The organism is Desulforamulus ruminis DSM 2154 (assembly GCF_000215085.1).
In the GTDB taxonomy this organism is placed as follows: Bacteria; Bacillota; Desulfotomaculia; order Desulfotomaculales; family Desulfotomaculaceae; genus Desulfotomaculum; species Desulfotomaculum ruminis.
In genome coordinates, this window is record NC_015589.1 from 748,596 (window position 1) to 771,040 (window position 22,445).

Here is a 22,445-nt window from a genome sequence, read left to right on the forward strand (position 1 = left end):
TTCAATGGAATTTATTAAAAACCTAGGGGAAAAAGCCAAAGACATTGGAGGAATGGCCAAAGATTTAACCAAGCGTTCCGGGGAATTGCTGGAAGTAACCAAGCTGCGTTTTGAAATCAATAAGCTACAAAAGATTCTTGACAATAATCTGGAAGCCATCGGAGAGTTATCTTACCGCCGTTTTAAGGGTGAAGAAGGGCTGGGTGAAGAAATTGAACGCCTGCTGCAAAGCACCCAGGTTTTAGAAAAAGATATGGAAAATATGAAGGAACAAATTGAAAAGCTTACGCCCAAAGCCCCTGCTTGCCCCAAATGCAGCAAGGAGCTGCCTCAGGAGGCAAATTACTGCGCCAACTGCGGCCAGAAAGTGGTGGAATAGAATTTCCATATTTTACATGGGAGTATATACAGGAATATAGACAGGTGGTATAGAAGTACTTGCATAATGTACGCATACTGTGCTTTTTTGCGGCAATAGCTGAAATAACACCTGCCATTTAAAGGGGGGTTATTTGTGCGACATAGTTTGGCCGTGCTGGTATTAAATAAACCCGGGGTACTGGCGAGGATTTCGGGATTGCTGAGTCGCCGCATGTTTAATATTGAAAGCATTGCAGCCGGATATACCGAGGATCCCAATATTACCCGCATCACCCTGGTTGTTCAGGGAGATGACCACATCCTATACCAGGTGGTCAAGCAGTTGAGCAAACTGGTGGATGTTATAAAAATCCACGAGTTGGCTGTTTCGGACTCCATTAACCGGGAACTGGCGCTAATTAAAGTAAGGGCGGACGATCCCAGCCGCCGGGCGGATATTGTCAATATTGTAGACATATTCCGGGCCAGTGTGGTGGATGTGAACCGGGAGACCATGGTGATTGAACTCACCGGTACCGAGGAAAAAATTGATGCCCTGTGCGGGGTACTGGGAGAGCACGGCATTGTAGAAATGGTGCGGACCGGGAAGATCTGTCTGGATCGTGGACCTGGAGCTGCCAAAGATCCTTCTGATAGTAGTTTGACATAAATTTTCCGTTTTTGGGTATATATTTAGTGTATATATGGCGTATTAAAGAACAAGGGGGTCCGGTAGGTGGCTCAGGCACAGGTTAGACGAATTATGATTAGCCTACCCGACAGTTTGCTGGCGGAGGTAGACGATATTGTCGAGGCAGAAAGGGTTAACCGCAGCGAGTTTATCAGAGAGGCTATGAAGCTCTATATTGCTGAAAGGAAGCGCCAAATTCTGCGGGAACAGATGAAAAAAGGCTACCTGGAAATGGCTAGATTAAATCTGGCTCTGGCCCTGGAGTATCAAAAAATTGAGGTCGTTACCACTGGTTATGAGCTCGCTAAAGCGGAGGGATAAAAACCCATGCAAGTCCGGCGAGGGGATGTTTTCTTTGCTGACCTCAGTCCAGTGGTCGGCTCGGAACAAGGGGGCATTAGGCCGGTACTGATCTTACAAAATGATATAGGAAATCAGTACAGTCCTACCACCATCATTGCAGCTATTACCTCACAAATTGCCAAGGCTAAACTTCCAACCCACGTGGAGATTCAGGCAAAGGTCAGTGGTTTGGAAAAGGACTCGGTAATCCTCCTTGAACAACTTAGAACCATTGATAAAAGCAGGCTTTTTGAGAAGGTCTCCGCTTTGAATGATGAACTGATGATCCGAGTCAACCGGGCTGTGGAGATCAGTCTAGGACTTGTGGACATTTAGTTTTGTTAATGAATACACTCCAGTGAGGGGTGTATTTTTATTAAGGAGGAATTCCCATGCTTCCGATTATTGGTATTACCAGTTCTTACGACGGGGGATCTGGCAGGATTTTGTTGAGTCACTACTACATTGAAGCGGTGGAGGCTGCCGGCGGCTTGCCCCTGGTACTTCCCTGCATCTTGCCGGAAGATCATGTGGAGCAGATTTTAAATTCCATTGATGGCTTGCTTTTATCCGGTGGAGTGGATGTAGACCCGCTGCTTTTCGGAGAGGAGCCTTTGCCTGCCATGGGGGATATCTGTCCCCGGCGGGACCGCCTGGAACTGATGCTGACCCGCAGGGCCCTGGCTCTAAATATGCCTGTCTTGGGGATTTGCCGGGGCGTGCAAATTTTGAATATTGCCGCCGGAGGGAAGGTTATTCAGGATATTGATTCCACCATGAAAGGAGCTCTCAAACACCAACAACAGGCACCCCGGTGGTATGGCACCCATACTATTCGCACCCTGCCTGGAAGCAAACTGGCGACTATTCTGGGAGAAGAGATGGTGGTAAACACTTTTCATCACCAGGCGGTTGGTGAGGTGGCAGAGGCATTCGAAGTTAGCGCCTGGGCCCTGGATGGTGTGGTGGAAGGCATTGAAAGCAAAAAACACCGGTATGTGCTGGGAGTGCAAAGTCATCCGGAATGCATGTGGAACCATGATCCCAGGATTCTGGGGTTGTTCCGGTCTTTTATTCAGGCATGTAAATAATTGATTGATTGATTAATCTAGGGAGGTTATGGTTTTGTTAGCCATTATAAACGGCAATATTTTTACTATGGCAGGGCCGCCGCTGAAAAAAGGAACCCTGTTAATTGAAGGAAAGAAGATTTTAAAAGTCGGGCTGGAGGTACCGGTTCCCATCGGCACGGAAATCATTGACGCTTCCGGAAAGATTGTCATGCCGGGATTGATTGATGCCCATACTCATGTGGGGATTGCCGAAGAAATTTACCGCATTGAGGGAGACGACACCAATGAAACCACAGATCCGGTAACCGCTCATTTGAGAGCGGTCGATGCGGTCAATCCCGCTGATCTTGCTTTTCAGGACGCCCTGACCGGAGGGGTTACCACCCTGGTGACCGGTCCGGGAAGCGCCAACATTGTGGGTGGCGAGATGGTAACCATGAAAACCCACGGGGCGGTGGTGGATGATATGGTCCTCCGTTTTCCTGCGGGTCTGAAATGTGCTCTGGGGGAAAACCCCAAGCGGGTTTATGGCGGCGGTCAAAAAATGCCTGTGACCCGGATGGCCTCGGCGGCACTGTTAAGAGATACTTTGGTGGCGGCACAAAACTACCTGGATAAAATACAACACTCCGTAACCCATGAAAGCAGTCCGCCGGAACGGAGCTTAAAAATGGAAGCGGTGGTTCGGGTTCTGAAGGGTGAGGTGCCCTTAAGGGTTCACGCTCATCGGGCCGATGACATTATGACGGCGGTGCGGATTGCCAAAGAATTTAGCCTGGAATTAATTGTTGAACACTGTACAGAAGGACATTTAATTGCACCCTGGCTGGCTTCCGCCGGAATCAAGGCGGTGGTTGGCCCCATTATCAGCAACCGGGCCAAAGTGGAACTGATGAACCGGAGCCTGGAGACGGCTTTATCCTTATATCAGGCGGGAGTTCCCTTTGCCATTATGACCGATCATCCGGTTGTTCCCATTCATTACCTGAGTCTTTCTGCGGCCCTGGCGGTAAAAGGCGGTCTGCCTGAAGAAGAAGGATTGAAGGCGATCACCATTTATGCTGCCAAAATATTGGGCATCGACCACCGGGTGGGTTCTCTGGAACCCGGGAAAGACGCCGATATTATCATTCTTGACCGTTCCGTATTGGATCCTGCCCACCGGGTTGAGCAGGTACTGGTTGAAGGATGTCGGGTTATATAAGAACGTGAAAAATTTTCCAAAAAAATTTTTTTCTTGAAGGAATTACAGTACTTCCCGTCGAAAAGAAAAACCATAAATGGTAATAAGTGACTTTTATACCATTTTGTCACAAAATGTCGGGAGGAGTAGAAAAATGAAAAATACCCTTGATGTTTTGATAGTGGACGATCAGGCAGGCGTTCGATATCTTCTGGAAATACTGGTCAAAGAATCAGGTCATAATGCTTATACCGCGCAAAATGGTGTTGAAGCAGTGGAAAAAGTTCAAATTATTAAACCGGATCTAATTTTTATGGATGTTCGCATGCCGGTAATGGGTGGGCTTGAAGCACTGGGAAACATTAAGAGAATATCACCGAATACCGAGGTAGTCATGATGACGGCTTACAGTTCTGAGGATACGGCCGCCGTGGCCCTGCAAAAGGGTGCGTTGAAGTGTATGAGCAAACCTTTTGATGTTGAGGAGATTAAAGCCTTACTAGAGAATTTTGTCTGGAATTCCGATCCTTATGAACAGGCCTGTTTGGAAAACTATGCCTAACGTAAGTTCTCGTCAGATTTCAAAGGAGATCACTGACGGGAGCTTTTTTTTAGGCTGGTTCCTCCATGATCCAAAATCCATTTATAAGAGATGGTGCTAGTTTAAATAGAACACGGATTTAACGGATTATACGGATTTTCACGGATATTAAAAAAATCCGTGAGAATCCGTGGAAATGCGCAAAATCCGTGTTCTATTGGTTTTTCTTTGTTTTGGCGCTTTATAAACTGGTAATACTACAAGTATTTACTAGTGGGGTTGGTTATCATAATGATGCAACAGTTTGCCCATCAGGCCTTCGCTCTGATCCTGGTAGCCCTGATCTTTTTGACTTGGGTTTGGCTGGGCTGTAAAATGATGAAAACCATTCCGTCCATCACTCAAAGACTGGGTTGGGGTGAAACCCCGGGACTGGTGGCGGCAGTCTTTGCCCTCTGGCCGTTGTTCGCCCTAACGTACCAGCTTTTTCGATTTATTCTTCCCTCCTAGAATTTTAGCCGAGACCCCTGCTTTTACAGGCGGGGGTCTTTGCTATATAATAACCATAGTCTTGTTGTAAGAGCATATTTTAAATGGAATTCATAATATGAGGTTAAATGAATGGAAAATATTGTAGCACAGAGAGAACCACTGATGGTTGAAACCTTTTCCCCGGCAGGGACGGCTGCCCTGGGGGAAAAACTGGCTCCACTCCTGCAAGCTGGAGATATCCTTTGCCTCAATGGCGATCTGGGAGCCGGCAAGACCTCCTTTTCCCAAGGAGTTGCCTTGGGGCTGGGGGTGAGGGACCACGTAACCAGTCCTACCTTTACCTTAATTAATGAATACCAAGGCCGGTTGCCTTTGTATCACTTTGATGTCTATCGTCTTGAAGTTCCGGAAGACATGGAGGATCTGGGCTATGAGGAATATTTTTATGGCTCGGGTGTATGTCTTATTGAGTGGGCCAACAAGATTGAGCCCTTACTGCCCCGGGAACGATTGGTGATAACCCTAACCAGGGAAGAGACGGCGGAGGACCGCAGAAGGATCACCTTTTCCCCCTTAGGAGAACGGTATCAACCGCTGGTGGAGGAGTTGAGCAAACTTGTTCGTACTGGGAATTGAAGCAGCCACACCGGTGGCCGGGGTGGCTGTTGTGGAGAAGGGCAGGATTATGGCCGAACGATTGGTCAACAACCGCCGTACTCATTCCGTTAACTTGCTGCCCATGATCAAAGCAGTGATTGAAGAGTCCGGAATTACCCCTGCTCAAATTAACGGCATTGCCGTGTCCTCAGGGCCGGGTTCCTTTACCGGGCTTCGTATTGGCATGACTACGGCAAAAACCCTGGCACTGGTTTGGCAGGTTCCGATCATCGGGGTATCCACCCTGGAGGCTCTGGCCCTGCCGCTGGCGGCCCGGGGACAGGTGGTTTGTCCTATTCTAAACGCAAGGAAGAATGAGGTTTATGCCGCTATCTATAAAGGCACCGCAGACCGACCTCAATTGCTGCTGGGTCCCCTGGCAGTGAGCATCAAAGAACTGGCGCATGGGCTGGAAGCATGGGCTGGCGCCGTTACCTTCCTGGGTGACGGGGTACCCGAATTTAAGGAGCAGCTCCTGCAATTGCTGGGGGAGCGGGCTCTGTTTGCGCCTCAGTCGGCTCTGCTGCCCAGAGGGGGCGCGGTAGCTGAGCTGGGCTACCTTGAGTTGGCCCGCCATGGAGGCATGACGCCTTTGGCATTGACTCCCGAATACATTCGACCTTCCGAAGCGGAAGTGAAATTATCGGCCCAATGTAACAAAGTAGGTGAATAAATGAGTTATCAACTGGTGGATATGATCCCGGAGCATATTCCCGCAGTGTTGCAGATTGAACAAATTTCTTTTCCTACTCCCTGGTCCCAGCAGGCCTTTACTTATGAAATAACCAACAATCATTTTGCCCATTATTTGGTTGCCCTGCAGGGGGAGGAAGTAGCCGGCTATGCCGGCATGTGGATGGTGCTGGATGAAGCCCATATCACCAATGTGGCGGTTCACCCGGAGCACCGGGGGAAGAAGCTGGGGCAGGCCTTGATGTGCGAAATGATGAGAAGGGCCGTCTTAAGGGGGGCGGTTCGCATGACCCTGGAGGTAAGGCCCTCCAACACAGTGGCCCGGGAATTGTATAAAAAGCTGGGTTTTAAGGAAAAGGGACTTCGCAAGCGTTATTATACGGATACCAACGAGGATGCCATTATTATGTGGGTTGATTTAAGCGGCGGGGACAGTGCTTCCGCGTCCGGCGACAACCTGCAGCATCCAGAAAAGACCGGAGGAAAAGATGAGCATAACCGTTCTAGGCATTGAAACATCCTGTGATGAAACCTCTGCGGCCATACTGGTGGACGGGGTGGATTTGCGATCCAATATCATTGCCTCTCAGATTGATACACATAAAAAATTTGGCGGTGTGGTTCCCGAGGTGGCTTCCCGGAAGCACCTGGAAAATGTGAACCCGGTTATCCTGGAAGCGCTGGACAAAGCCGGTGCGACCCTGGCTGATCTGGATGCTGTGGCGGTAACTTACGGGCCCGGCCTGGTAGGGGCCCTGCTGGTGGGTGTGGCAGCGGCCAAAGCGCTGGCCTATGCGCTGGACATTCCGCTGATTGGCGTTAACCACCTGGAAGGTCATATTTCAGCCAATTTTCTGGTTCGTCCGGAGCTGGAATTTCCTTTGCTTTGCCTGGTGGTTTCCGGGGGACACACGGACCTGGTTTACATGCCTCACCGGGGAAGTTACCAGCTTCTTGGGCGTACCCGGGATGATGCGGCCGGAGAGGCTTTTGACAAAGTAGCCAGGGCCATGGGGCTGGGTTACCCCGGAGGCCCCCTGATTGATAAACTGTCCAAGGAAGGAGACCCCAACGCCATAAAGCTTCCCCGGGCATTTCTCGAGGAGGGAAGCTTGGATTTCAGCTTCAGCGGCCTCAAATCGGCGGTGCTCAACTATTTAAACCGGGCCGGCCAGCGAAAAGAAGAAGTGAACAAGGCCGATCTTGCCGCCAGCTTCCAGCGGGCGGTGGTGGAAGTTTTGGTAGAGAAGACCTTTATCGCTGCCCAGGGCTGCGGGGTGAAAACCATTATGCTGGCGGGAGGTGTGGCAGCCAACCGGAGCCTGCGGGAACGGCTGCTGCTAAGGGCGGCAGAGGCGGGCTGCCGGGTGGTCTTTCCACCCTTGGACCTGTGTACCGATAATGCGGCTATGATTGCCTGTGCCGGTTACTATAAATACTTGAGAAGTGATTTTGCCGGTTTAACCCTGAACGCAGTTCCGGGTTTAGCCCTTGGGCAGGATCAGTATGAGGGACCGGAGAATCAGGGACAAATGTCCTTGGAAAGTAGACATAAAGAGAAGAAAATTTGAATTAAAAACTTTGTTCTGTGGAAGATTCTCTGTGGATAATGTGGATAAGTCTGTTAATAACTTGATAAATAAGGACTTTTCTTGTGTATATCAATGAGCTTTAAAATCCGAACGATGGCTGGGAAAGGGGTATTAATTTTTTATTATATTGTTATACAAGGTAGGAACTACAAGCTTTCTGTAGAATACATTTAAATTTATACAGCATACTTTAATTTTAGTACGGGAGTACGGAGGTGTAGAGACTTGAGCACATACTGGGATGCCCATCATGAAACCATGTCCCGGGACCAGTTGGCGGAGATTCAATTAAAAAGATTAAAAGCATTGGTGGAAAAGGTTTATACTTCGGTGCCTTTTTATCGTCAGGCTTTTCAAGAAAAGGGGATTACCCCGGGGGAGATTCATTCCCTGGAGGATTTAAGAAAATTGCCCTTTACAACCAAGAAAGATTTAAGAGATACTTATCCCTTCGGCCTTTTTGCAGTGCCCCGCAGTGAAATTGTGCGGATGCATGCCTCTTCGGGTACCACCGGTAAACCCATTGTGGTGGGTTATACTAAAAAGGACCTGGATAACTGGGCCGACCTGGTGGCCCGTTGTTTTGTGATGGCCGGGGGCACCCGGGAAGATGTGGTTCAGAACGCCTATGGCTACGGTTTGTTTACCGGGGGACTGGGCATTCATTATGGGGCCGAGCGGCTGGGAGCCACCATTGTTCCCATTTCCGGCGGCAATACCGCCCGTCAGATCATGCTGATGCAGGATTTTGGCACCACCATTTTAACAGCCACCCCGTCCTACACCCTGTTCCTGGCGGATGAAATGATTGCTCAGGGACTGGACCCCCATACCCTGCCATTGAAGGCCGGCATTTTTGGTGCTGAACCCTGGTCCAACAATATGCGTGTGCAATTAGAGGAAAAGCTGGGGATCATCGCCCACGATATCTATGGTTTAAGCGAAGTGCTGGGACCCGGGGTAGCCATGGAGTGCCCCTATAAAAACGGGCTCCATATTTTCGAAGATCATTTTATTCCGGAAATCATTGATCCGGAGACAGAGCAACCGCTACCTTACGGCCAAAGGGGTGAACTGGTCTTTACCACCTTAACCAAAGAGGGTTTCCCTGTCATCCGTTACCGTACCAGGGACATTTCCGCTTTATATCCTGAGAAATGCGCCTGCGGACGCACTCATATCCGCATGGAGAGAATTACCGGACGTACCGACGATATGCTCATTATCCGGGGTGTGAATGTATTCCCGTCCCAAATTGAAAGCGTATTGCTGGAGTTCGGGGAAACCGAACCTCATTACCTGCTGGTGGTGGACCGGAAGGCTGCCATGGATGATCTGGAGATCCAAGTTGAATTATCCAGTTCCATGTTTTCGGATAAAATCGCCGGCCTGGAGGTTCTGGAAAGAAGGCTCAGAGAGCGAATTCTAAGTGTTCTAGGAATTTCTGCTAAGATCAAGCTGGTGGAACCGAAATCTTTACCACGCAGTGAAGGGAAAGCGAAACGAATTATTGATAAGAGGGAAATATAATCCAAGAAGATAAGGGGGGCGTTAAGGTGCGCGTGCAGCAGATTTCCATTTTTCTGGAAAACAAGAAGGGTCGCCTGGCCAAAGTAACGGAAGTGCTTGGAGAAAACGATATTAACATTCGTGCCCTTTCCATCGCGGATACCACGGACTTTGGTATTCTTCGTCTCATTGTGAATAAACCCCAGTTGGCCTATCAGGTGTTACGGGAAAACGGGTTTACGGTAAGTACCACCGATGTGATTGCTGTGGAAGTTACGGATGAGCCGGGAGGCTTAAGCAATATCCTCCAGCACCTGGATCAGGTGGGCATCAACATTGAATATCTTTATGCTTTTGTAACCCAGACAGCCAGCGCTGCTTTAATCGTATTCCGGGTTGAGCAGGTAGACGAGGCGATCAAAGTACTTCAGAAAAACGGGGTGCGCATTGTTTCTGGAGAAGAAGTTTATCAAATGTGATGAAACAAAAATCCTTCCTCCGGGAAGGGTTTTTGATCTTTTTATCAAGGGAATGTTCACTGTGAACCTGGGCCAGACTAAAATTTTTTAGAGGAGAACCATTGAATAGCAAAGAGCAAATCCGCAAGCAAATGATAAAAATGAGGGATTCATTGGACCAGCGGCAGGTTCGGGAAAAAAGCCGGCTGATCCAGGAACATTTGGTGAACCTGGATATTTACCGTGCCGCCAATAAAATGATGGTTTATCTTGACTTCCGCCAAGAGGTTTATACCGGCGACCTGGTCAGGGAAGCGCTGAAAGAAGGCAGGGCCGTAATGGTACCGGTGGCCAGGGCCAACGATAAATCCATAACTCCTTCCCGGCTGCTGAATCCCTCCGAAGACTTAATCCCGGGCTTGTACGGCATCCTGGAGCCCCGTTCCGGCGCTTTCAGACCGGTAAAGCCCGAGGAACTGGATCTGGTGCTTGTACCCGGCGTGGCTTTTGATCCCGCGGGAAACCGCCTGGGCTATGGCGGCGGATACTTTGACCGGTTTATACCCCGGTTGAAAAAGGAAGCCGTTACCGTGGCCTTAGCCTATGAATTTCAAATGGTGCCGGACTTAAGTTCCATAACCGGGCCCCATGACCAGCCGGTTCATTATATCATCACCGAAGACCGGGTAAGGCAATGTTTTCCCCGGCAAAATACCCTCCCATGATGGCGAGCATTCATTGCCAGGGGAGGGTATTTTTTCATGTGACCTCAATGTGGGGTCAAGTGTTTAATAGATTCGCTTTTTCCTTATTCCCGTTTATTTTCGTCGTCGCTTTCTTCAATCGGAGAGGGCTCTTCTAACTTATGCTCCGCTTCCTTTGTCCGGCGGGACTCCCGCCACCGGGACCAGTGGTTTTTGAAACGTGGGTACCAAATCATAATGACGCTGCCCAGTCCCATGACACCCAGCACCATCAAGAATAACCAGCCCAGCACCGGAATCCAGATCAAATGGGCCACCAGCAATACTCCCAGCAGCATTTCTTTAACCTGGGAAAGATTCAGGCCAAAAGAGGCACTCACCTTGCGGCCAATTTTTAGGCAGACTCCGGACGAACCTACCAGAATTGCCAAGAGCAGAGCGATGCTGAGGGCCAGGGAAAAGGGGATGCCCAGAATGGTAATGAACAGCAGGAAGCACAGGGGGACTCCCAGAGCAGCCGTTACAAAACCGATCCATAATGTTCGCAAGGGACGAAGCGTCAGATTTTCCATGCCTTCAGCCACATCACCGGGAAAGAAACCGTAGGTAATGAACTGAGTTGCCAAAATACCCAGTAAAACAGGAATCCAGAGCAGGAATAAAAACCCCTTGCTATCCTCTTGGACAACAACCCTTTCATAAGATGGACCAAAGTCCGCTGCCCCGGATGGATTGTTGTGATAGCTTCTTTCGGACGAAGTTTCTCCTTTGACAATCTTGACGGGTTTATCATCCAGGTTTCTTATTTTGCCTAATATACTGGCACCGGGCTCCATGATCACCGAGTCACTGCTGATAACCACATCACCATGAATCAGCGCGGTGGACCGGAGGATAATTTGCTTTCCGGTAACATTGCCCTGTACGACGCCGGCCAGATCCAATTGGCTTTCAACGGTACCCACGTCTCCTAGGACGGTGGTGCCATCCAGGGCTAGAATTTCATTCCCGGTTAGATTGCCGTAGACGGTTCCGCGGTCTCCCTTTTGTTCCCTATCATCCTTAAATGCCTGATAGGGATGGGAATAGAGATTAAACTCAGACTGTTCATCCGGGGCCAGTATAATCCTGGCGCCCTGGACATTTTGTTTAACCGAACCGCCGTAAATGGCAGCCGTTTCATTGGCGATCACAGAGCCGGCAGTGGCGTTTTCATAGAGTCGTACTTCCTTGGCTTCTACGATGCCGATAACCTGAGTAGCGCGGATTTTCAGCCGTTTGTTCGGTTCCTTCAGCTCAGGCAGCGATTGGTTGGGGGGGAGGTTAATTTCCTTCCATTCATCCTGAATTTCCACTACCTGTGGGGATGGAGTTTCTTGAAATTCCGGCTGCCACCATTCTTGTGTTGGCAGGTTAAGAGCGTAAGAAATTTCCTTGGCCAACTGGCCCCGTTCAAGAAAACTGAAGCCTAGTATGATTAAGGCAATTACAGCCATAAGGAGGGTCCATTTAAGCAGCCATAAGGCGATGCCTTTTATTTTTGACAATTCGTTCTCTCCTCTCCGCGATTAAAAATAATCCTGGAACCAAGATGAGCGGTGATAAGGGTCAGGAGTATCCAAATGACCAAAATAATCAACGCCGTTCCCAGAGCACCCTGGTGGGAGGCAAAGTGTTCCCGCACCGAGACAATACCCTGCAGCAATGAGGTTCCTGAGCTCGCCGGCCAGTTTACAGCCGAGTTCCAGGTATGGTAGAACCATTGCAGCAAACTCAGGTACCATAAATCCACCGTGTTCCAGATTTGTTCCCATCCCTTGGCCATTTTCCAGCGGATGAGTCCTGCTGCTTGCAACCAGCCGTACCGCTGCTCCAGGTAGATCCAGACGGACACCAGAAGAACCGTTGTACCTGTAAGCAGCAGCAGAAAACTTCTGAGGGTAAAGTCCCACCAGGAATATTCCTGTACCTGAAGGGCCCCGTTCCGGACCGGAGGCAGGGACTCAATGGCTGTCATAATCTGACCGGTTAGTTCGGGCGGAGGTTCCTCCATAACGAGGTTATCCAACCAGTGATTTAAGGCTTGTTGTTCCTGCCAGTAGGCCTGGCATTCCGGACAGTGTTTCAGGTGTTTATCTATCCGGGTCTGATCTTCCGGCGTCAACTGGTGATCGCCGTAGGCTGCTAGATTTTTTTTAATCCATAGGCAGGTCTGGTTCATGGGAGATACCCCCTTTGTGGATGGGTTTCATTTTCTTCTGTAAAACTGCCTTGGCACGATGAATTTGAGTACCGACGGTTTGTACCGGTATTTCCATAATGTCTGCGATTTCCTGATAACTAAGGCCTTCCAGATGGCGTAAAATAAGGACGGTGCGGTATTTTACAGGCAGATCGGCGATGAGTTCCTGAAGTGCTGACAGGGATTCCTTCTGCTGATATATTTCCGCCGGATCGTCCCTTGCCGTGGTGGGGGCCCTTGGCGCGATATCCTCATAGCGGTCCTGAATCGTGTGGGCCCTTGATTTTTTGTTCCTGCGGTAGCGGTCCAAACAAACATTGGTGGCAATTCGGTAAAACCAACTGGTGAATTTTGCTTCACCCCGGAAAGAGGCCAGGGCAGAGTACAACTTGATAAAGACCTCCTGGGTGGCATCCCGGGCTTCTTCCCGGTCATTCAAGATGCGAAAGGCCACATTGAAAATACCGGGCTGATACCACCTGACGATGGCCTCAAAGGCTCCTGTATCGCCCGTTCTCGCCTTTTCTATGATGTCCTGCGGCACATCCGGTGTTCCGATAGCCTTTCGCCTCCTTCCTGACCGTTTCTTCACGCTCACTTTGACGTAGCGGGGAGTTCTTTTATTTCATAACTTTAAAAATAATTTTATGGAAATTTTTTCATATAAAAAGACGGGGCTTCTCCCGTCTGTGTACCAATATGCAAATTAACTTCCGGCTCCCATCTGTTGAATGTGCTGTACCTTCCGTTCCAGGTATTCCCTTAACCGCTCGGTGTACTGCCTTGGCTCTTTGGCATTGTAGTCATTCACCAGCCTCCAGGTATCGGAATCCACCCACTTGGAACTGGCTCCCACCCCCAGTCCGATAATGGTTTGCCTTTCTTCGATCATTTGAATGTTATAAATACAGAGATGATCCGCCAGGGCATAACCGATATTCTCCAGATTACCGACCATTTGCTTTTGCCTGTACAGATAATAGGGTTCCAGACCAAGGCTGCGGGCACCCCGGTGGGTCTCCTGCCACATGGCTGTGGTCTCGGAGGCGGAAGTCAAAGGAAACTGATCCAGTCTTTGCTTTAAATCCGAGGCCCGCTTTAAGGCCAGGGCGTGAACCGTCAGATTTTGCGGGTGCAGCTTGGCAATGCGGTCCATGGTTTGGGTTACGTCGGCTGCAGTTTCCCCAGGCAGACCAATAATTAAATCCATATTGATGGTGGGGAATTTTAATTGCCTGGCCGTTTCCACAGCCTGGTAGATATCTTCCACCGTGTGCTGGCGGCCGATGGTCTCCAGGGTTTTCTGATTCATGCTCTGGGGGTTGATACTGAGGCGGCTGACTCCCTGCTCCGCCAGCAGGGAAAGCATCTCACGGCTTAACGTATCCGGTCTGCCTCCCTCCACCGTTACTTCACGGGTACAGGGACCCTTTAAGCAGCGGTTGATGGTTTCCAGCAGCAGGTGTACTTGATCCGGTTGCAGGCTGGTGGGGGTACCACCGCCCAGGTAAAGGGTCTGCACGGCGATGCCTCTGGATTGCAGGGCTTCTCCCACCACCTTGATTTCTTCCAGAAGCGCTTTCAGGAAGGGTTCCACCATAGCGCGGTGCTTTTTTAGCGGGTAAGAAGGGAAAGAGCAATAAAGGCAGCGGGATGGACAAAAGGGAATGCCTATATAAACCGACACCAATTTTTTGGCCTGTTCCCTGGAAAGCAGCCAGGAACGCTGGGTCCGGGCAACAGTGGTAATAAGTTCGGCTTTGTCTTCCCGCAGGGCATAGCCCGCCATCAGGTAGGCCTTTACCTGCTCTTGGGACCAGCCTTCATCCATCAGCCGGTGAACCACTTTGGTGGGGCGAATGCCGGTCATAATGCCCCAAGGGCTGGGGTTTTTTCCGGTGGCGGCTTCCAGAGCCCGGAAAACAGCCAGCCGGGCCAATCTTTTTAGTTCAATAAGGGATTCTTCGGCAATAACCGGCTGCCAGCCTGTAGCCCTGTGAGTTATGGCCGCCGGCTGGTCGTAAAACCGGGCCTCTGCCCAAAGGACCGGTCCTTCCTGCCCCAACTCTAAATGAAGACGGGGTTCCGGCCCGGAATGAACCAATTGTGCACCGGGATAAAAAAGCCAGATCACATCCTGGATGGTTCCCTGGTAAAGAACGGCTGCGCCGGTAAGTTCAATGGCAATCATTTTCTCTCTCCTTAGAAACGGGTTGTCCATAAAATAAAGGCTCGTTTTTATAAAAGATCAATAAGAGTCTCTGGGTATGGCAGGATATTTTACCATTCCAATGTAATAATAACACAAATAAAAGGTTAATCGAAAAGGGGAGAATATTGTGGAGCAAACTCAGGAGAAAATTGTAGAGGCCGTGAAAAAAGCAGCCCGGGAAGGAAAACTTTCCTGCACGGCGGCCCGTAAAATAGCCGGGGAATTTGCTGTAGCCCCGGGAGTGGTGGGCAAGGTTTGTGATGAACTAAAAATTAAGATTAAAGCCTGCGAACTGGGCTGTTTTTAAACGGGAGGGTTATCTTGGAACTATTTAATGTATTGACGGTACAGCAGGCGCGGCAAACCCTGTCCAAGCATGTTATTCGCCGTGAAGAGGAAACCGTTCCCCTGTTGGAGGGATTAAACCGGGTGTTATCCCGGGATATCGTATCTTTGGAGGAGGTTCCCGGCTTTGACCGGTCCACTATGGACGGCTATGCGGTCCGAGCCCGGGATATCTTTGGCGCCGCCGAATCCCTGCCTGCCTATGTGAACATTGCCGGTGAAGTTATTATGGGCAGGGAAGCCGCCGGGTTCCTGGAACCGGGCCAAGCCTGGGCCATTCCAACCGGGGGCATGCTCCCGGCCGGAGCGGATGCCGTGGTAATGGTGGAATATACGGAAGAGCTGGATGAAAAGACCATTGGTATTACCAGGCCGGTTGCTCCCGGAGAAAATGTCGTACGCCGGGGGGAAGACGTCATGGCGGGTTTGACCATCCTGACAGCGGGACACCGCCTGCGCCCTCAGGATTTGGGCCTGCTGGCGGCAGTGGGTGTAACCCGGGTTCCGGTTCTGATGCCCCTGAAGGTGGGCATTCTTTCCACCGGCGATGAACTGACGGAACCAAACCAACCGGTGCCTCCGGGGAAAGTCAGGGATATCAATTCCTATGCCTTGTACGGACAGGTTCTGGAAGCTGGGGGAATGCCCAGGCTTTACGGCATTGTTGAAGATGATTTTGACACCTTGCGGAATACCATGGTTCAGGCCCTGGCGGAAAACGATATGATCCTGATCTCCGGGGGCAGTTCCGTAGGAACCCGGGATGTAACGGCCCGGGTTATTGATACCCTTGGTAAACCGGGAGTGCTGTTCCATGGTATGGCCATTAAACCCGGCAAGCCTTCCATCGGCGCCATGGTGGACGGTAAGGCTGTTTTTGGGCTGCCGGGTCATCCGGTTTCGGCTATGGTAGTTTTCAACCTGCTGGCACGGCCATTCATTGAATCCCTGGATATTTCCGGGGATCTCAGAAAATTCCCCCTGCGGGCTGTGATGACCCGTAATGTACATTCGGCCACCGGAAGGGATGACTTCCTGCGGGTGGTTCTACGCCGGGGAGAGGACGGAACCCTACTGGCCGAGCCTGTCCTGGGCAAGTCAGGTCTAATCAGCACCATGGTCAAGGCGGACGGTGTGGCTCATCTGCCCCTGAATAAGGAGGGGGTGGAGGCCGGGGAATGGGTGGATGTGTGGTTGTTCTAGCGGTTCTGCCTTTTAAATTAAAGTTACCATAAATTCTAAAATTAAAGATAGGAGAAGACGTCCATGAGAAATAAAAGAGATGTCTACCTGGACAATCGTCCCTGGGAAGAGGCCCTGGAGGGCTGGCTTCATCACCTACAAACCAAAGGGGCTCTGAGCCCGGGGCCGCCGGAGATTCTGGCCACCGAGCAAGCCCTGGGACGGGTCACGGCGGAGCCGATTTTTGCCGTGAACTCTTCCCCCCATTATCATGCTTCGGCCATGGACGGGATTGCGGTGGACTCATCCCTGACCTTTGGTGCTTCCGATGCCATGCCCAAACAGATCCGGTTGGGAGAAAAGGCTCAGGTGGTGGATACCGGCGATCCAATCCCCGCAGGCTGCGATGCGGTAATCATGATTGAAGATGTCCACTTTGTGGAAGACGAAGCCTTTGAAATTACTTCTGCTGCGGCTCCCTGGCAACATGTGCGTGCCATTGGGGAAGACGTGGTGGCCACCGAGATGATTTTACCCGCGAACCACACCCTGCGTCCGGTGGATATTGGCGGTATTTTGGCCGGCGGAGTGGGAACCGTTGCGGTTCATCCCAGACCCAGGGTGGCGCTGCTTCCCACCGGAACCGAGCTGGTGCAGCCGGGGTCCCAGTTAAAACCGGGGGATATCGTGGAATACAATACCCGGGTGTTGGGGGCCATGGTGCAGACCTGGGGCGGTGAACCTCTCCGGCGGTCCATTACGATGGATCAGTGGGACCAACTGAAGGCCACCATTACCAGCGCCCTGGAGGAAGTGGACGTGGTGGTGGTCAATGCCGGCTCCTCGGCCGGAAGGGAAGATTTTACCGCGGCGTTGATCCGTGAATTGGGTACGGTTTTAACCCACGGGGTAGCCATTAAGCCCGGCAAACCGGTGATCCTGGGAGAAATTAAAGGCAAGCCGGTCATCGGTATTCCAGGTTACCCGGTTTCTGCGGCCCTGACCATGGAACTGTTTGTTAAACCGGTTATTTATAAAAAACTAGGCTCGGTTCCACCGGCTACTCCAACCGCCGATGCCATTATCTCCCGTAAAATGCCCTCTCCCATGGGCGTGGAAGAATTCATTCGGGTTAAACTGGGTCAAGTAGGGGACAAATTTGTTGCCACACCCATTTCCCGCGGGGCCGGCATTATCATGTCTATGGTCCGGGCTGACGGCATGCTGCGGGTTCCCCGGCCTTCCGAGGGATTTCGGGCAGGAGAAACGGTAAAGATTGAACTGATGCGCTCCCTGGAAGAAGTGAGCCAGACCACCGTGGTTATCGGAAGCCACGATATGGCCCTGGACATTTTAGCCAACCACCTGCGCAGGAGTTTTCCGGAGGCCAGTCTTTCCAGTGCCAATGTAGGGAGCCTGGGGGGACTGAATGCCATTAAACGGGGAGAATGCCACTGCGCCGGCACGCATCTGCTGGATGAGGAAACCGGTGATTACAACATCTCTTATATTCAAAAGCTGCTGGGAGATCGCCCGGTGGTGCTGGTAAATCTGGTTTACCGGCAACAGGGTTTAATGGTGGCCAAGGGCAATCCTCTGGGAATTGGCGGACTGGAAGATCTGGTCCGGGAAGGAGTCCGCTTTATCAACCGGCAGAGAGGTGCCGGTACCAGGATATTGCTGGATTTCCGTTTAAAACAACTGGGCATAAACCCGGACAGCATCTATGGTTATAACCGGGAGGAATATACTCATATGGCGGTTGCCGCCGCTGTAGCCAGCGGAGCGGCTGATGCCGGTCTGGGTATTTTAGCGGCGGCCAATGCCCTGGAATTGGATTTTGTTCCGGTGGTGGAGGAACGTTATGACCTTTGTATTCCGGGAGAGTACTGGGATACCCCTTACATCACTCGGCTGTTGGAAGTTATTGACACACCGGAATTCCGGCAGCAGGTGGAGAAATTGGGCGGGTATGATCTAAGAGATTGCGGCGGCGTGATGTACCGGCAGGGAATCTAGGTGAATTTATGAAAAAGGAGCCTGGAGAATTTCTAAACAAGCCCCCGCTGGAACTTTTTGAACCGGGCTGCAAGGTCTGGCTGGAGCGGGGAGGCACCAATTTTGGTGACGGGTTGTATTACCTGCTCACCTATGTCCAAGAGTACGGCTCCATTTCCCGGTCAGCCAGAGAGATGGGCATGTCCTACCGGGCCGCCTGGGGTAAAATTAAGCGTGCGGAAAAAAACTGGGGCATTCAACTGGTGGCCACCCAGGTAGGCGGGGATACCGGCGGGGGAGCCAGCCTTACGGAAGTTGGTCAAAAGCTGGTGGTCTCCTTTGGAAATTTCCGGACGGAGATGGAAAGGGCCGTTAAAAGGATTTTTAAAGAAAGCTTTCATTAGGAATATTTCCTTTTGCGTTGAACCTAAAAGAGGGTGAGGAAAACCTCACCCTGCTGAGAAAATTTTTAGAAAAGAACAGGCAAAGAGAACCGAAGGCAGCCCGATCAGCCTAAAATGCGCTCCGGATAGGTGTATACATTCATCCGCTCCCCCTTGGCGAAACCAACGATGGTGATACCCAGTTTTTCAGCCATTTCAATTCCCAGGTCGGTGGGGGCGGAGCGGGAAATGATAACCGGCAGGCCCATTTTGCCTACCTTGATAACAATTTCAGAAGAAACCCTGCCGCTGAAGACCAGAATTTTGTCCTCCAGAGAGATGCCGTTCAAGAAAGCCCGGCCAAAGATTTTGTCTACGGCATTGTGCCGACCCACGTCTTCATAAAACAAAATCACTTCGGTGGGAGCGCAAAGGGCAGCATTGTGAACCCCGCCGGTTTGTTGGAATAAAACGGACATTTCTTCCAGACGGTCGGATAAATTCCAAACCTGTCCGGGAGTTACCAAAAGCGGAGTGGTGATCTTGTTCATGCTCTTGGCATCATTCACAAAATAAAAAACCGGACGCCCCCTGCCGCAGCAGGAAGTAATGTTTCTTTTAAGAAATTTTTTTTCCGATTCGCCTTCCAAAGCTTCAATATGAACGGTTCCATTCTCGTAATCAATTTGAATATTGTTGAGATCCTCCGGACTCTGAAGCAGTCCTTCGGAGCAAAGAAAGCCTACGGCCAGTTCTTCCAAACCTTCCGGGGAACAAACCATGGTCACAAACTCCCTGCCGTTGAGGAACAGGGTTACGGGAACTTCGCGAACAATAGGATCTTCGGTATGAAGGATTTTATCCCCTTTGATTTTAACGATATTTATGGATGTTCTGTTAATCTGCCAGGTCATTTCCCAGCCTCCTTATAAAATATCGCAATATTTATTTTATTGTATCTTAACCGGAGGCTGTTGTGAAGGCCGGCAAAATCCTTGGAGGTGAAAGCATGTATAAAATAGGTATTGTAACCATGAGCGACAAGGGGGCCCGGGGAGAACGGGAGGATACCAGCGGCGCCGCCATTAAAGAGCTGGTGGCGGGTCTTGGCCGGGTGGAGCAATACCGGGTGGTACCCGATGATCCGGAAGTGATAAAGAATACTTTGATTGAATTTGCCGACCAACATGCCCTGGATCTTATTTTAACCACCGGTGGAACCGGGCTGGGGCCAAGGGATAACACCCCCGAAGCCACCCTGGCCGTCATCCACCGGCAGGTGCCGGGATTGGCGGAAGCCATCCGGGCGGAAAGTCTGAAAAAAACGCCCAAGGCCATGCTGTCCAGAGCAATCAGCGGTATCCGGGGCAAAACCTTAATTATTAACCTGCCCGGCAGTGTAAAGGGGGTAAGGGAATGCCTGGAGGTGGTTCTGCCGGTGCTGCCCCATGGTTTGGAGATCCTTACCGGACGGGGTGGCGAGTGTGGTTCCGGCTAAATGAAAAAATTTTTAAAAATTGCATAAAATAACCAGGTATAGGTTAAGATATCTTGTGGGTAAAAAAAATGATAGGGCTGAAAATCTAATATAGAGGGAGAAATTAAAAGATAAATGTACCAAATTAAATTTTTTCTAGGCCATTTTGGTATATTTGCCATTGTAGGTAGTTGCTTTTAATCTTCTCGTTCTATATTATATTAACTGGGTGTTAGCACTCAATATTAATGAGTGCTAACAACACAACCCGCAAATTAAAAAACCTTAATAATTTTAAAGGAGGGTTTTTTGTGATTAAACCATTAGGTGACAGGGTAGTTGTAAAGGCACTGCCCCAGGAAGAAAAAACCAAGAGCGGCATCGTACTGCCGGATACTGCCAAAGAGAAGCCTCAGCAGGGCGAAGTGATTGCCGTAGGTCCCGGCCGCCTGCTGGAAAACGGCCAGCGCGCCACCATTGATCTTAAGGCCGGTGACAAAGTATTCTTCTCCAAATATGCCGGCAACGAGGTTAAAATTGAAGAAGAAGAATTCCTGATCTTAAGAGAGATGGATATTCTGGCTATTGTTGAATAAGTTTATTTTTGTACTTAAAGTTTTGATTATATAAGGAGGTTATTGACCTTGGCTAAAGAAATTATTTTCCGCGAGGATGCCCGCAAGTCACTGGAAAGAGGCGTAAACGCCCTGGCTGAAGCGGTTAAGGTAACCCTTGGCCCTAAAGGCCGCAATGTTGTGTTAGATAAAAAATTTGGTGCACCCACCATCACCAATGACGGTGTAACCATTGCCCGGGAAGTTGAACTGGCTGATAAGTTTGAGAATATGGGCGCCCAACTGGTTAAAGAGGTTGCCACCAAGACCAACGATGTAGCTGGTGACGGCACCACCACCGCCACGGTTTTAGCTCAGGCCATCGTTCGGGAAGGACTGAAAAACGTAGCCGCCGGCGCCAATCCCATGATTATCAAACGGGGCATTGAAGTAGCCGTTGAAAAGGCTGTTGAAGAAATCAAAGCCATGGCAAAGCCCATTGAAAGCAAGGAAGCCATTTCCCAGGTAGCTACCGTTTCCGCCAATGATGATTCCATTGGCAGCCTCATTGCCGAAGCCATGGAAAAAGTAGGCAAAGACGGCGTTATTACCGTTGAGGAATCCCAGGGTATCGGAACAAACCTGGAAGTTGTGGAAGGCATGAACTTTGACCGGGGTTATATTTCCCCTTACATGACCACCGATACCGACAAGATGGAGGCTTCCCTCAGCGATCCTTACATTTTGATTACCGATAAAAAGGTTGCCTCTATTCAGGAAATCCTGCCTATTTTGGAAAAAGTCATTCAGACCGGCAACAAGCCCGTTCTGCTGATTTGCGAAGACCTGGAGGGCGAAGCCTTAGCCACTCTGGTGCTGAACAAACTGCGCGGCACCCTGAATGTTGTTGCGGTTAAAGCTCCCGGTTTCGGCGACCGCCGCAAGGCCATGCTGGAAGATATCGCAACCCTTACCGGCGCTACCGTTATCACCGAAGATATCGGCCTGAAGCTGGATAAAGCCACTCTGGATATGCTGGGTACTGCCCGTCAGATTCGGGTTAAGAAAGAAGAAACCATCATTGTTGGCGGAGGTGGTGACCTGTCCAATATCGAAGGCCGGGTAGCCCAGATTAAAAAGCAAATCGAAGAAACCACCTCTGATTTCGACCGTGAAAAACTGCAGGAGCGTCTGGCTAAACTGGCCGGCGGTGTTGCTGTCATTCAGGTTGGCGCAGCCACCGAGGTTGAAATGAAAGAGAAAAAACTGCGTATCGACGATGCTCTGAACGCAACCCGTGCTGCTGTTGAAGAGGGAATTGTCCCCGGCGGCGGCACTGCCTATATCGATATTATCGGCTCCCTGGACAGCATCGTGCTGGAAGGCGACGCCAAAACCGGTGTGGACATTGTTAAGCGGGCCCTGGAAGAACCCCTGCGCCAAATCGCCAATAACGCCGGCCACGAAGGTTCCGTGGTGGTTGAGAAAGTTAGAGCCACTGCAAAGGGCGTGGGCTTTAACGCTATGAGTGAAGATTACGTGGATATGATTGCCGCAGGGATTGTTGACCCGGCCAAAGTAACCCGGTCTGCTTTACAAAACGCTGCCTCCATCGCAGCCATGATTCTCACCACCGAGACGCTGATTTCCGATAAGCCCGAAGAAAATGCCGCCAATCCTATGGCCGGCATGGGCGGAATGGGTGGCATGGGCGGCATGATGTAAGATCCTCCCGGAATCCTCTGTTGATAGGGGAT

Annotated in this window: 27 protein-coding genes; 22 read left to right on the forward strand and 5 right to left on the reverse strand. The window is 50.5% G+C overall.

Features of this window, described 5'->3' with window-relative positions; genetic code table 11:
• The first annotated feature begins 4 nt into the window (after positions 1–4).
• The 15 genes from DESRU_RS03730 to DESRU_RS03800 all read left to right on the forward strand — a co-directional run bounded on the left by DESRU_RS03730 (position 5) and on the right by DESRU_RS03800 (position 10,316).
• Entirely contained in the window at positions 5–379 is a 375-nt protein-coding gene (locus DESRU_RS03730; RefSeq protein ID WP_013840790.1) for a zinc ribbon domain-containing protein, read from the forward strand.
• A gap of 135 nt (positions 380–514) precedes the next feature.
• On the forward strand, positions 515–1,030 hold the full coding sequence (gene ilvN, locus DESRU_RS03735; protein WP_013840791.1) for an acetolactate synthase small subunit: 516 nt from the start codon (positions 515–517) through the stop codon (positions 1,028–1,030).
• 66 nt (positions 1,031–1,096) lie between these two features.
• A complete protein-coding gene (locus DESRU_RS03740) occupies positions 1,097–1,372 on the forward strand; it encodes a CopG family ribbon-helix-helix protein (RefSeq protein ID WP_013840792.1) in 276 nt (91 codons plus the stop codon).
• A 6-nt stretch (positions 1,373–1,378) separates the two neighbouring features.
• Complete coding sequence (locus DESRU_RS03745; protein WP_013840793.1) at positions 1,379–1,729, forward strand: type II toxin-antitoxin system PemK/MazF family toxin; 351 nt, start codon at positions 1,379–1,381, stop codon at positions 1,727–1,729.
• A 56-nt stretch (positions 1,730–1,785) separates the two neighbouring features.
• Positions 1,786–2,484 carry a gamma-glutamyl-gamma-aminobutyrate hydrolase family protein gene (locus DESRU_RS03750; protein ID WP_013840794.1) on the forward strand — a complete coding sequence of 233 codons (699 nt, stop codon included), beginning with the start codon at positions 1,786–1,788 and terminating at the stop codon, positions 2,482–2,484.
• 34 nt (positions 2,485–2,518) lie between these two features.
• The gene (locus DESRU_RS03755; protein WP_013840795.1) at positions 2,519–3,670 is read left to right on the forward strand and encodes an amidohydrolase; all 1,152 of its coding nucleotides are present in this window, start codon (positions 2,519–2,521) and stop codon (positions 3,668–3,670) included.
• Positions 3,671–3,803: 133 nt separating this feature from the next.
• Positions 3,804–4,211, forward strand: coding sequence for a response regulator (locus tag DESRU_RS03760; RefSeq protein ID WP_013840796.1), 408 nt, complete (start codon positions 3,804–3,806; stop codon positions 4,209–4,211).
• 270 nt (positions 4,212–4,481) lie between these two features.
• Positions 4,482–4,700 (forward strand): hypothetical protein, encoded by a 219-nt coding sequence (locus DESRU_RS03765; protein WP_041275284.1) that lies wholly within the window; start codon positions 4,482–4,484, stop codon positions 4,698–4,700.
• Between the two features lie 111 nt (positions 4,701–4,811).
• The gene (gene tsaE, locus DESRU_RS03770) at positions 4,812–5,318 is read left to right on the forward strand and encodes a tRNA (adenosine(37)-N6)-threonylcarbamoyltransferase complex ATPase subunit type 1 TsaE (RefSeq protein ID WP_013840797.1); all 507 of its coding nucleotides are present in this window, start codon (positions 4,812–4,814) and stop codon (positions 5,316–5,318) included.
• Positions 5,299–6,012 carry a tRNA (adenosine(37)-N6)-threonylcarbamoyltransferase complex dimerization subunit type 1 TsaB gene (tsaB, locus tag DESRU_RS03775; RefSeq protein WP_013840798.1) on the forward strand — a complete coding sequence of 238 codons (714 nt, stop codon included), beginning with the start codon at positions 5,299–5,301 and terminating at the stop codon, positions 6,010–6,012. Before tsaE ends, tsaB begins: the two co-directional genes overlap by 20 nt.
• Entirely contained in the window at positions 6,013–6,546 is a 534-nt protein-coding gene (rimI, locus tag DESRU_RS03780) for a ribosomal protein S18-alanine N-acetyltransferase (RefSeq protein WP_013840799.1), read from the forward strand. It abuts the gene before it with no gap.
• Entirely contained in the window at positions 6,521–7,603 is a 1,083-nt protein-coding gene (gene tsaD, locus DESRU_RS03785; protein ID WP_013840800.1) for a tRNA (adenosine(37)-N6)-threonylcarbamoyltransferase complex transferase subunit TsaD, read from the forward strand. Before rimI ends, tsaD begins: the two co-directional genes overlap by 26 nt.
• Positions 7,604–7,849: 246 nt before the next feature.
• Positions 7,850–9,154, forward strand: coding sequence for a phenylacetate--CoA ligase family protein (locus DESRU_RS03790; RefSeq protein WP_013840801.1), 1,305 nt, complete (start codon positions 7,850–7,852; stop codon positions 9,152–9,154).
• 26 nt (positions 9,155–9,180) lie between these two features.
• Positions 9,181–9,612, forward strand: a complete 432-nt coding sequence (locus DESRU_RS03795) for an ACT domain-containing protein (protein ID WP_013840802.1) — start codon at positions 9,181–9,183, stop codon at positions 9,610–9,612.
• 101 nt (positions 9,613–9,713) lie between these two features.
• Positions 9,714–10,316 carry a 5-formyltetrahydrofolate cyclo-ligase gene (locus tag DESRU_RS03800; RefSeq protein WP_013840803.1) on the forward strand — a complete coding sequence of 201 codons (603 nt, stop codon included), beginning with the start codon at positions 9,714–9,716 and terminating at the stop codon, positions 10,314–10,316.
• 83 nt (positions 10,317–10,399) lie between these two features.
• Here the strand turns inward: DESRU_RS03800 and DESRU_RS03805 are convergent, their stop codons facing one another.
• From DESRU_RS03805 to hemZ, 4 genes are all read right to left on the reverse strand, one after another.
• Positions 10,400–11,842, reverse strand: coding sequence for a bactofilin family protein (locus tag DESRU_RS03805; protein ID WP_013840804.1), 1,443 nt, complete (start codon positions 11,840–11,842; stop codon positions 10,400–10,402).
• A complete protein-coding gene (locus DESRU_RS03810; protein ID WP_013840805.1) occupies positions 11,830–12,516 on the reverse strand; it encodes an anti-sigma factor family protein in 687 nt (228 codons plus the stop codon). Before DESRU_RS03810 ends, DESRU_RS03805 begins: the two co-directional genes overlap by 13 nt.
• Complete coding sequence (locus DESRU_RS03815; protein ID WP_013840806.1) at positions 12,491–13,081, reverse strand: RNA polymerase sigma factor; 591 nt, start codon at positions 13,079–13,081, stop codon at positions 12,491–12,493. Before DESRU_RS03815 ends, DESRU_RS03810 begins: the two co-directional genes overlap by 26 nt.
• A gap of 162 nt (positions 13,082–13,243) precedes the next feature.
• On the reverse strand, positions 13,244–14,728 hold the full coding sequence (gene hemZ, locus DESRU_RS03820) for a coproporphyrinogen dehydrogenase HemZ (RefSeq protein WP_013840807.1): 1,485 nt from the start codon (positions 14,726–14,728) through the stop codon (positions 13,244–13,246).
• Between the two features lie 148 nt (positions 14,729–14,876).
• Here hemZ and DESRU_RS03825 point away from each other — a divergent pair, with 148 nt between their 5' ends.
• The 4 genes from DESRU_RS03825 to DESRU_RS03840 all read left to right on the forward strand — a co-directional run bounded on the left by DESRU_RS03825 (position 14,877) and on the right by DESRU_RS03840 (position 18,678).
• A complete protein-coding gene (locus DESRU_RS03825) occupies positions 14,877–15,056 on the forward strand; it encodes a hypothetical protein (RefSeq protein ID WP_013840808.1) in 180 nt (59 codons plus the stop codon).
• 14 nt (positions 15,057–15,070) lie between these two features.
• The gene (locus tag DESRU_RS03830; RefSeq protein ID WP_013840809.1) at positions 15,071–16,297 is read left to right on the forward strand and encodes a molybdopterin molybdotransferase MoeA; all 1,227 of its coding nucleotides are present in this window, start codon (positions 15,071–15,073) and stop codon (positions 16,295–16,297) included.
• A 63-nt stretch (positions 16,298–16,360) separates the two neighbouring features.
• The gene (locus tag DESRU_RS03835) at positions 16,361–18,295 is read left to right on the forward strand and encodes a molybdopterin biosynthesis protein (RefSeq protein WP_013840810.1); all 1,935 of its coding nucleotides are present in this window, start codon (positions 16,361–16,363) and stop codon (positions 18,293–18,295) included.
• An 8-nt stretch (positions 18,296–18,303) separates the two neighbouring features.
• Positions 18,304–18,678, forward strand: a complete 375-nt coding sequence (locus DESRU_RS03840) for a winged helix-turn-helix domain-containing protein (RefSeq protein WP_013840811.1) — start codon at positions 18,304–18,306, stop codon at positions 18,676–18,678.
• 104 nt (positions 18,679–18,782) lie between these two features.
• On the opposite strand, the gene fdhD is transcribed toward DESRU_RS03840, so the two are convergent.
• Positions 18,783–19,571: a formate dehydrogenase accessory sulfurtransferase FdhD gene (gene fdhD / locus DESRU_RS03845; protein WP_013840812.1), complete on the reverse strand. Its 789-nt coding sequence runs from the start codon at positions 19,569–19,571 to the stop codon at positions 18,783–18,785.
• A 95-nt stretch (positions 19,572–19,666) separates the two neighbouring features.
• Here fdhD and DESRU_RS03850 point away from each other — a divergent pair, with 95 nt between their 5' ends.
• From DESRU_RS03850 to groL, 3 genes are all read left to right on the forward strand, one after another.
• On the forward strand, positions 19,667–20,155 hold the full coding sequence (locus tag DESRU_RS03850) for a MogA/MoaB family molybdenum cofactor biosynthesis protein (protein WP_041275565.1): 489 nt from the start codon (positions 19,667–19,669) through the stop codon (positions 20,153–20,155).
• Between the two features lie 290 nt (positions 20,156–20,445).
• Positions 20,446–20,730: a co-chaperone GroES gene (gene groES, locus DESRU_RS03855; protein WP_013840814.1), complete on the forward strand. Its 285-nt coding sequence runs from the start codon at positions 20,446–20,448 to the stop codon at positions 20,728–20,730.
• 48 nt (positions 20,731–20,778) lie between these two features.
• Complete coding sequence (gene groL / locus DESRU_RS03860) at positions 20,779–22,413, forward strand: chaperonin GroEL (protein WP_013840815.1); 1,635 nt, start codon at positions 20,779–20,781, stop codon at positions 22,411–22,413.
• Positions 22,414–22,445 lie beyond the last annotated feature (32 nt).

Excerpts from the sequence above, each read along its gene's own strand:
- DESRU_RS03730 (WP_013840790.1), top strand. The coding sequence starts at position 5 with ATGGAATTTATTAAAAACCTAGGGGAAAAAGCCAAAGACATTGGAGGA.
- DESRU_RS03745 (WP_013840793.1), top strand. The coding sequence starts at position 1,379 with ATGCAAGTCCGGCGAGGGGATGTTTTCTTTGCTGACCTCAGTCCAGTG.
- DESRU_RS03750 (WP_013840794.1), top strand. The coding sequence starts at position 1,786 with ATGCTTCCGATTATTGGTATTACCAGTTCTTACGACGGGGGATCTGGC.
- DESRU_RS03760 (WP_013840796.1), top strand. The coding sequence starts at position 3,804 with ATGAAAAATACCCTTGATGTTTTGATAGTGGACGATCAGGCAGGCGTT.
- DESRU_RS03765 (WP_041275284.1), top strand. The coding sequence starts at position 4,482 with ATGATGCAACAGTTTGCCCATCAGGCCTTCGCTCTGATCCTGGTAGCC.
- tsaE (WP_013840797.1), top strand. The coding sequence starts at position 4,812 with ATGGAAAATATTGTAGCACAGAGAGAACCACTGATGGTTGAAACCTTT.
- rimI (WP_013840799.1), top strand. The coding sequence starts at position 6,013 with ATGAGTTATCAACTGGTGGATATGATCCCGGAGCATATTCCCGCAGTG.
- tsaD (WP_013840800.1), top strand. The coding sequence starts at position 6,521 with ATGAGCATAACCGTTCTAGGCATTGAAACATCCTGTGATGAAACCTCT.
- DESRU_RS03810 (WP_013840805.1), bottom strand. The coding sequence starts at position 12,516 with ATGAACCAGACCTGCCTATGGATTAAAAAAAATCTAGCAGCCTACGGC.
- hemZ (WP_013840807.1), bottom strand. The coding sequence starts at position 14,728 with ATGATTGCCATTGAACTTACCGGCGCAGCCGTTCTTTACCAGGGAACC.
- DESRU_RS03835 (WP_013840810.1), top strand. The coding sequence starts at position 16,361 with ATGAGAAATAAAAGAGATGTCTACCTGGACAATCGTCCCTGGGAAGAG.
- DESRU_RS03840 (WP_013840811.1), top strand. The coding sequence starts at position 18,304 with ATGAAAAAGGAGCCTGGAGAATTTCTAAACAAGCCCCCGCTGGAACTT.
- fdhD (WP_013840812.1), bottom strand. The coding sequence starts at position 19,571 with ATGACCTGGCAGATTAACAGAACATCCATAAATATCGTTAAAATCAAA.
- DESRU_RS03850 (WP_041275565.1), top strand. The coding sequence starts at position 19,667 with ATGTATAAAATAGGTATTGTAACCATGAGCGACAAGGGGGCCCGGGGA.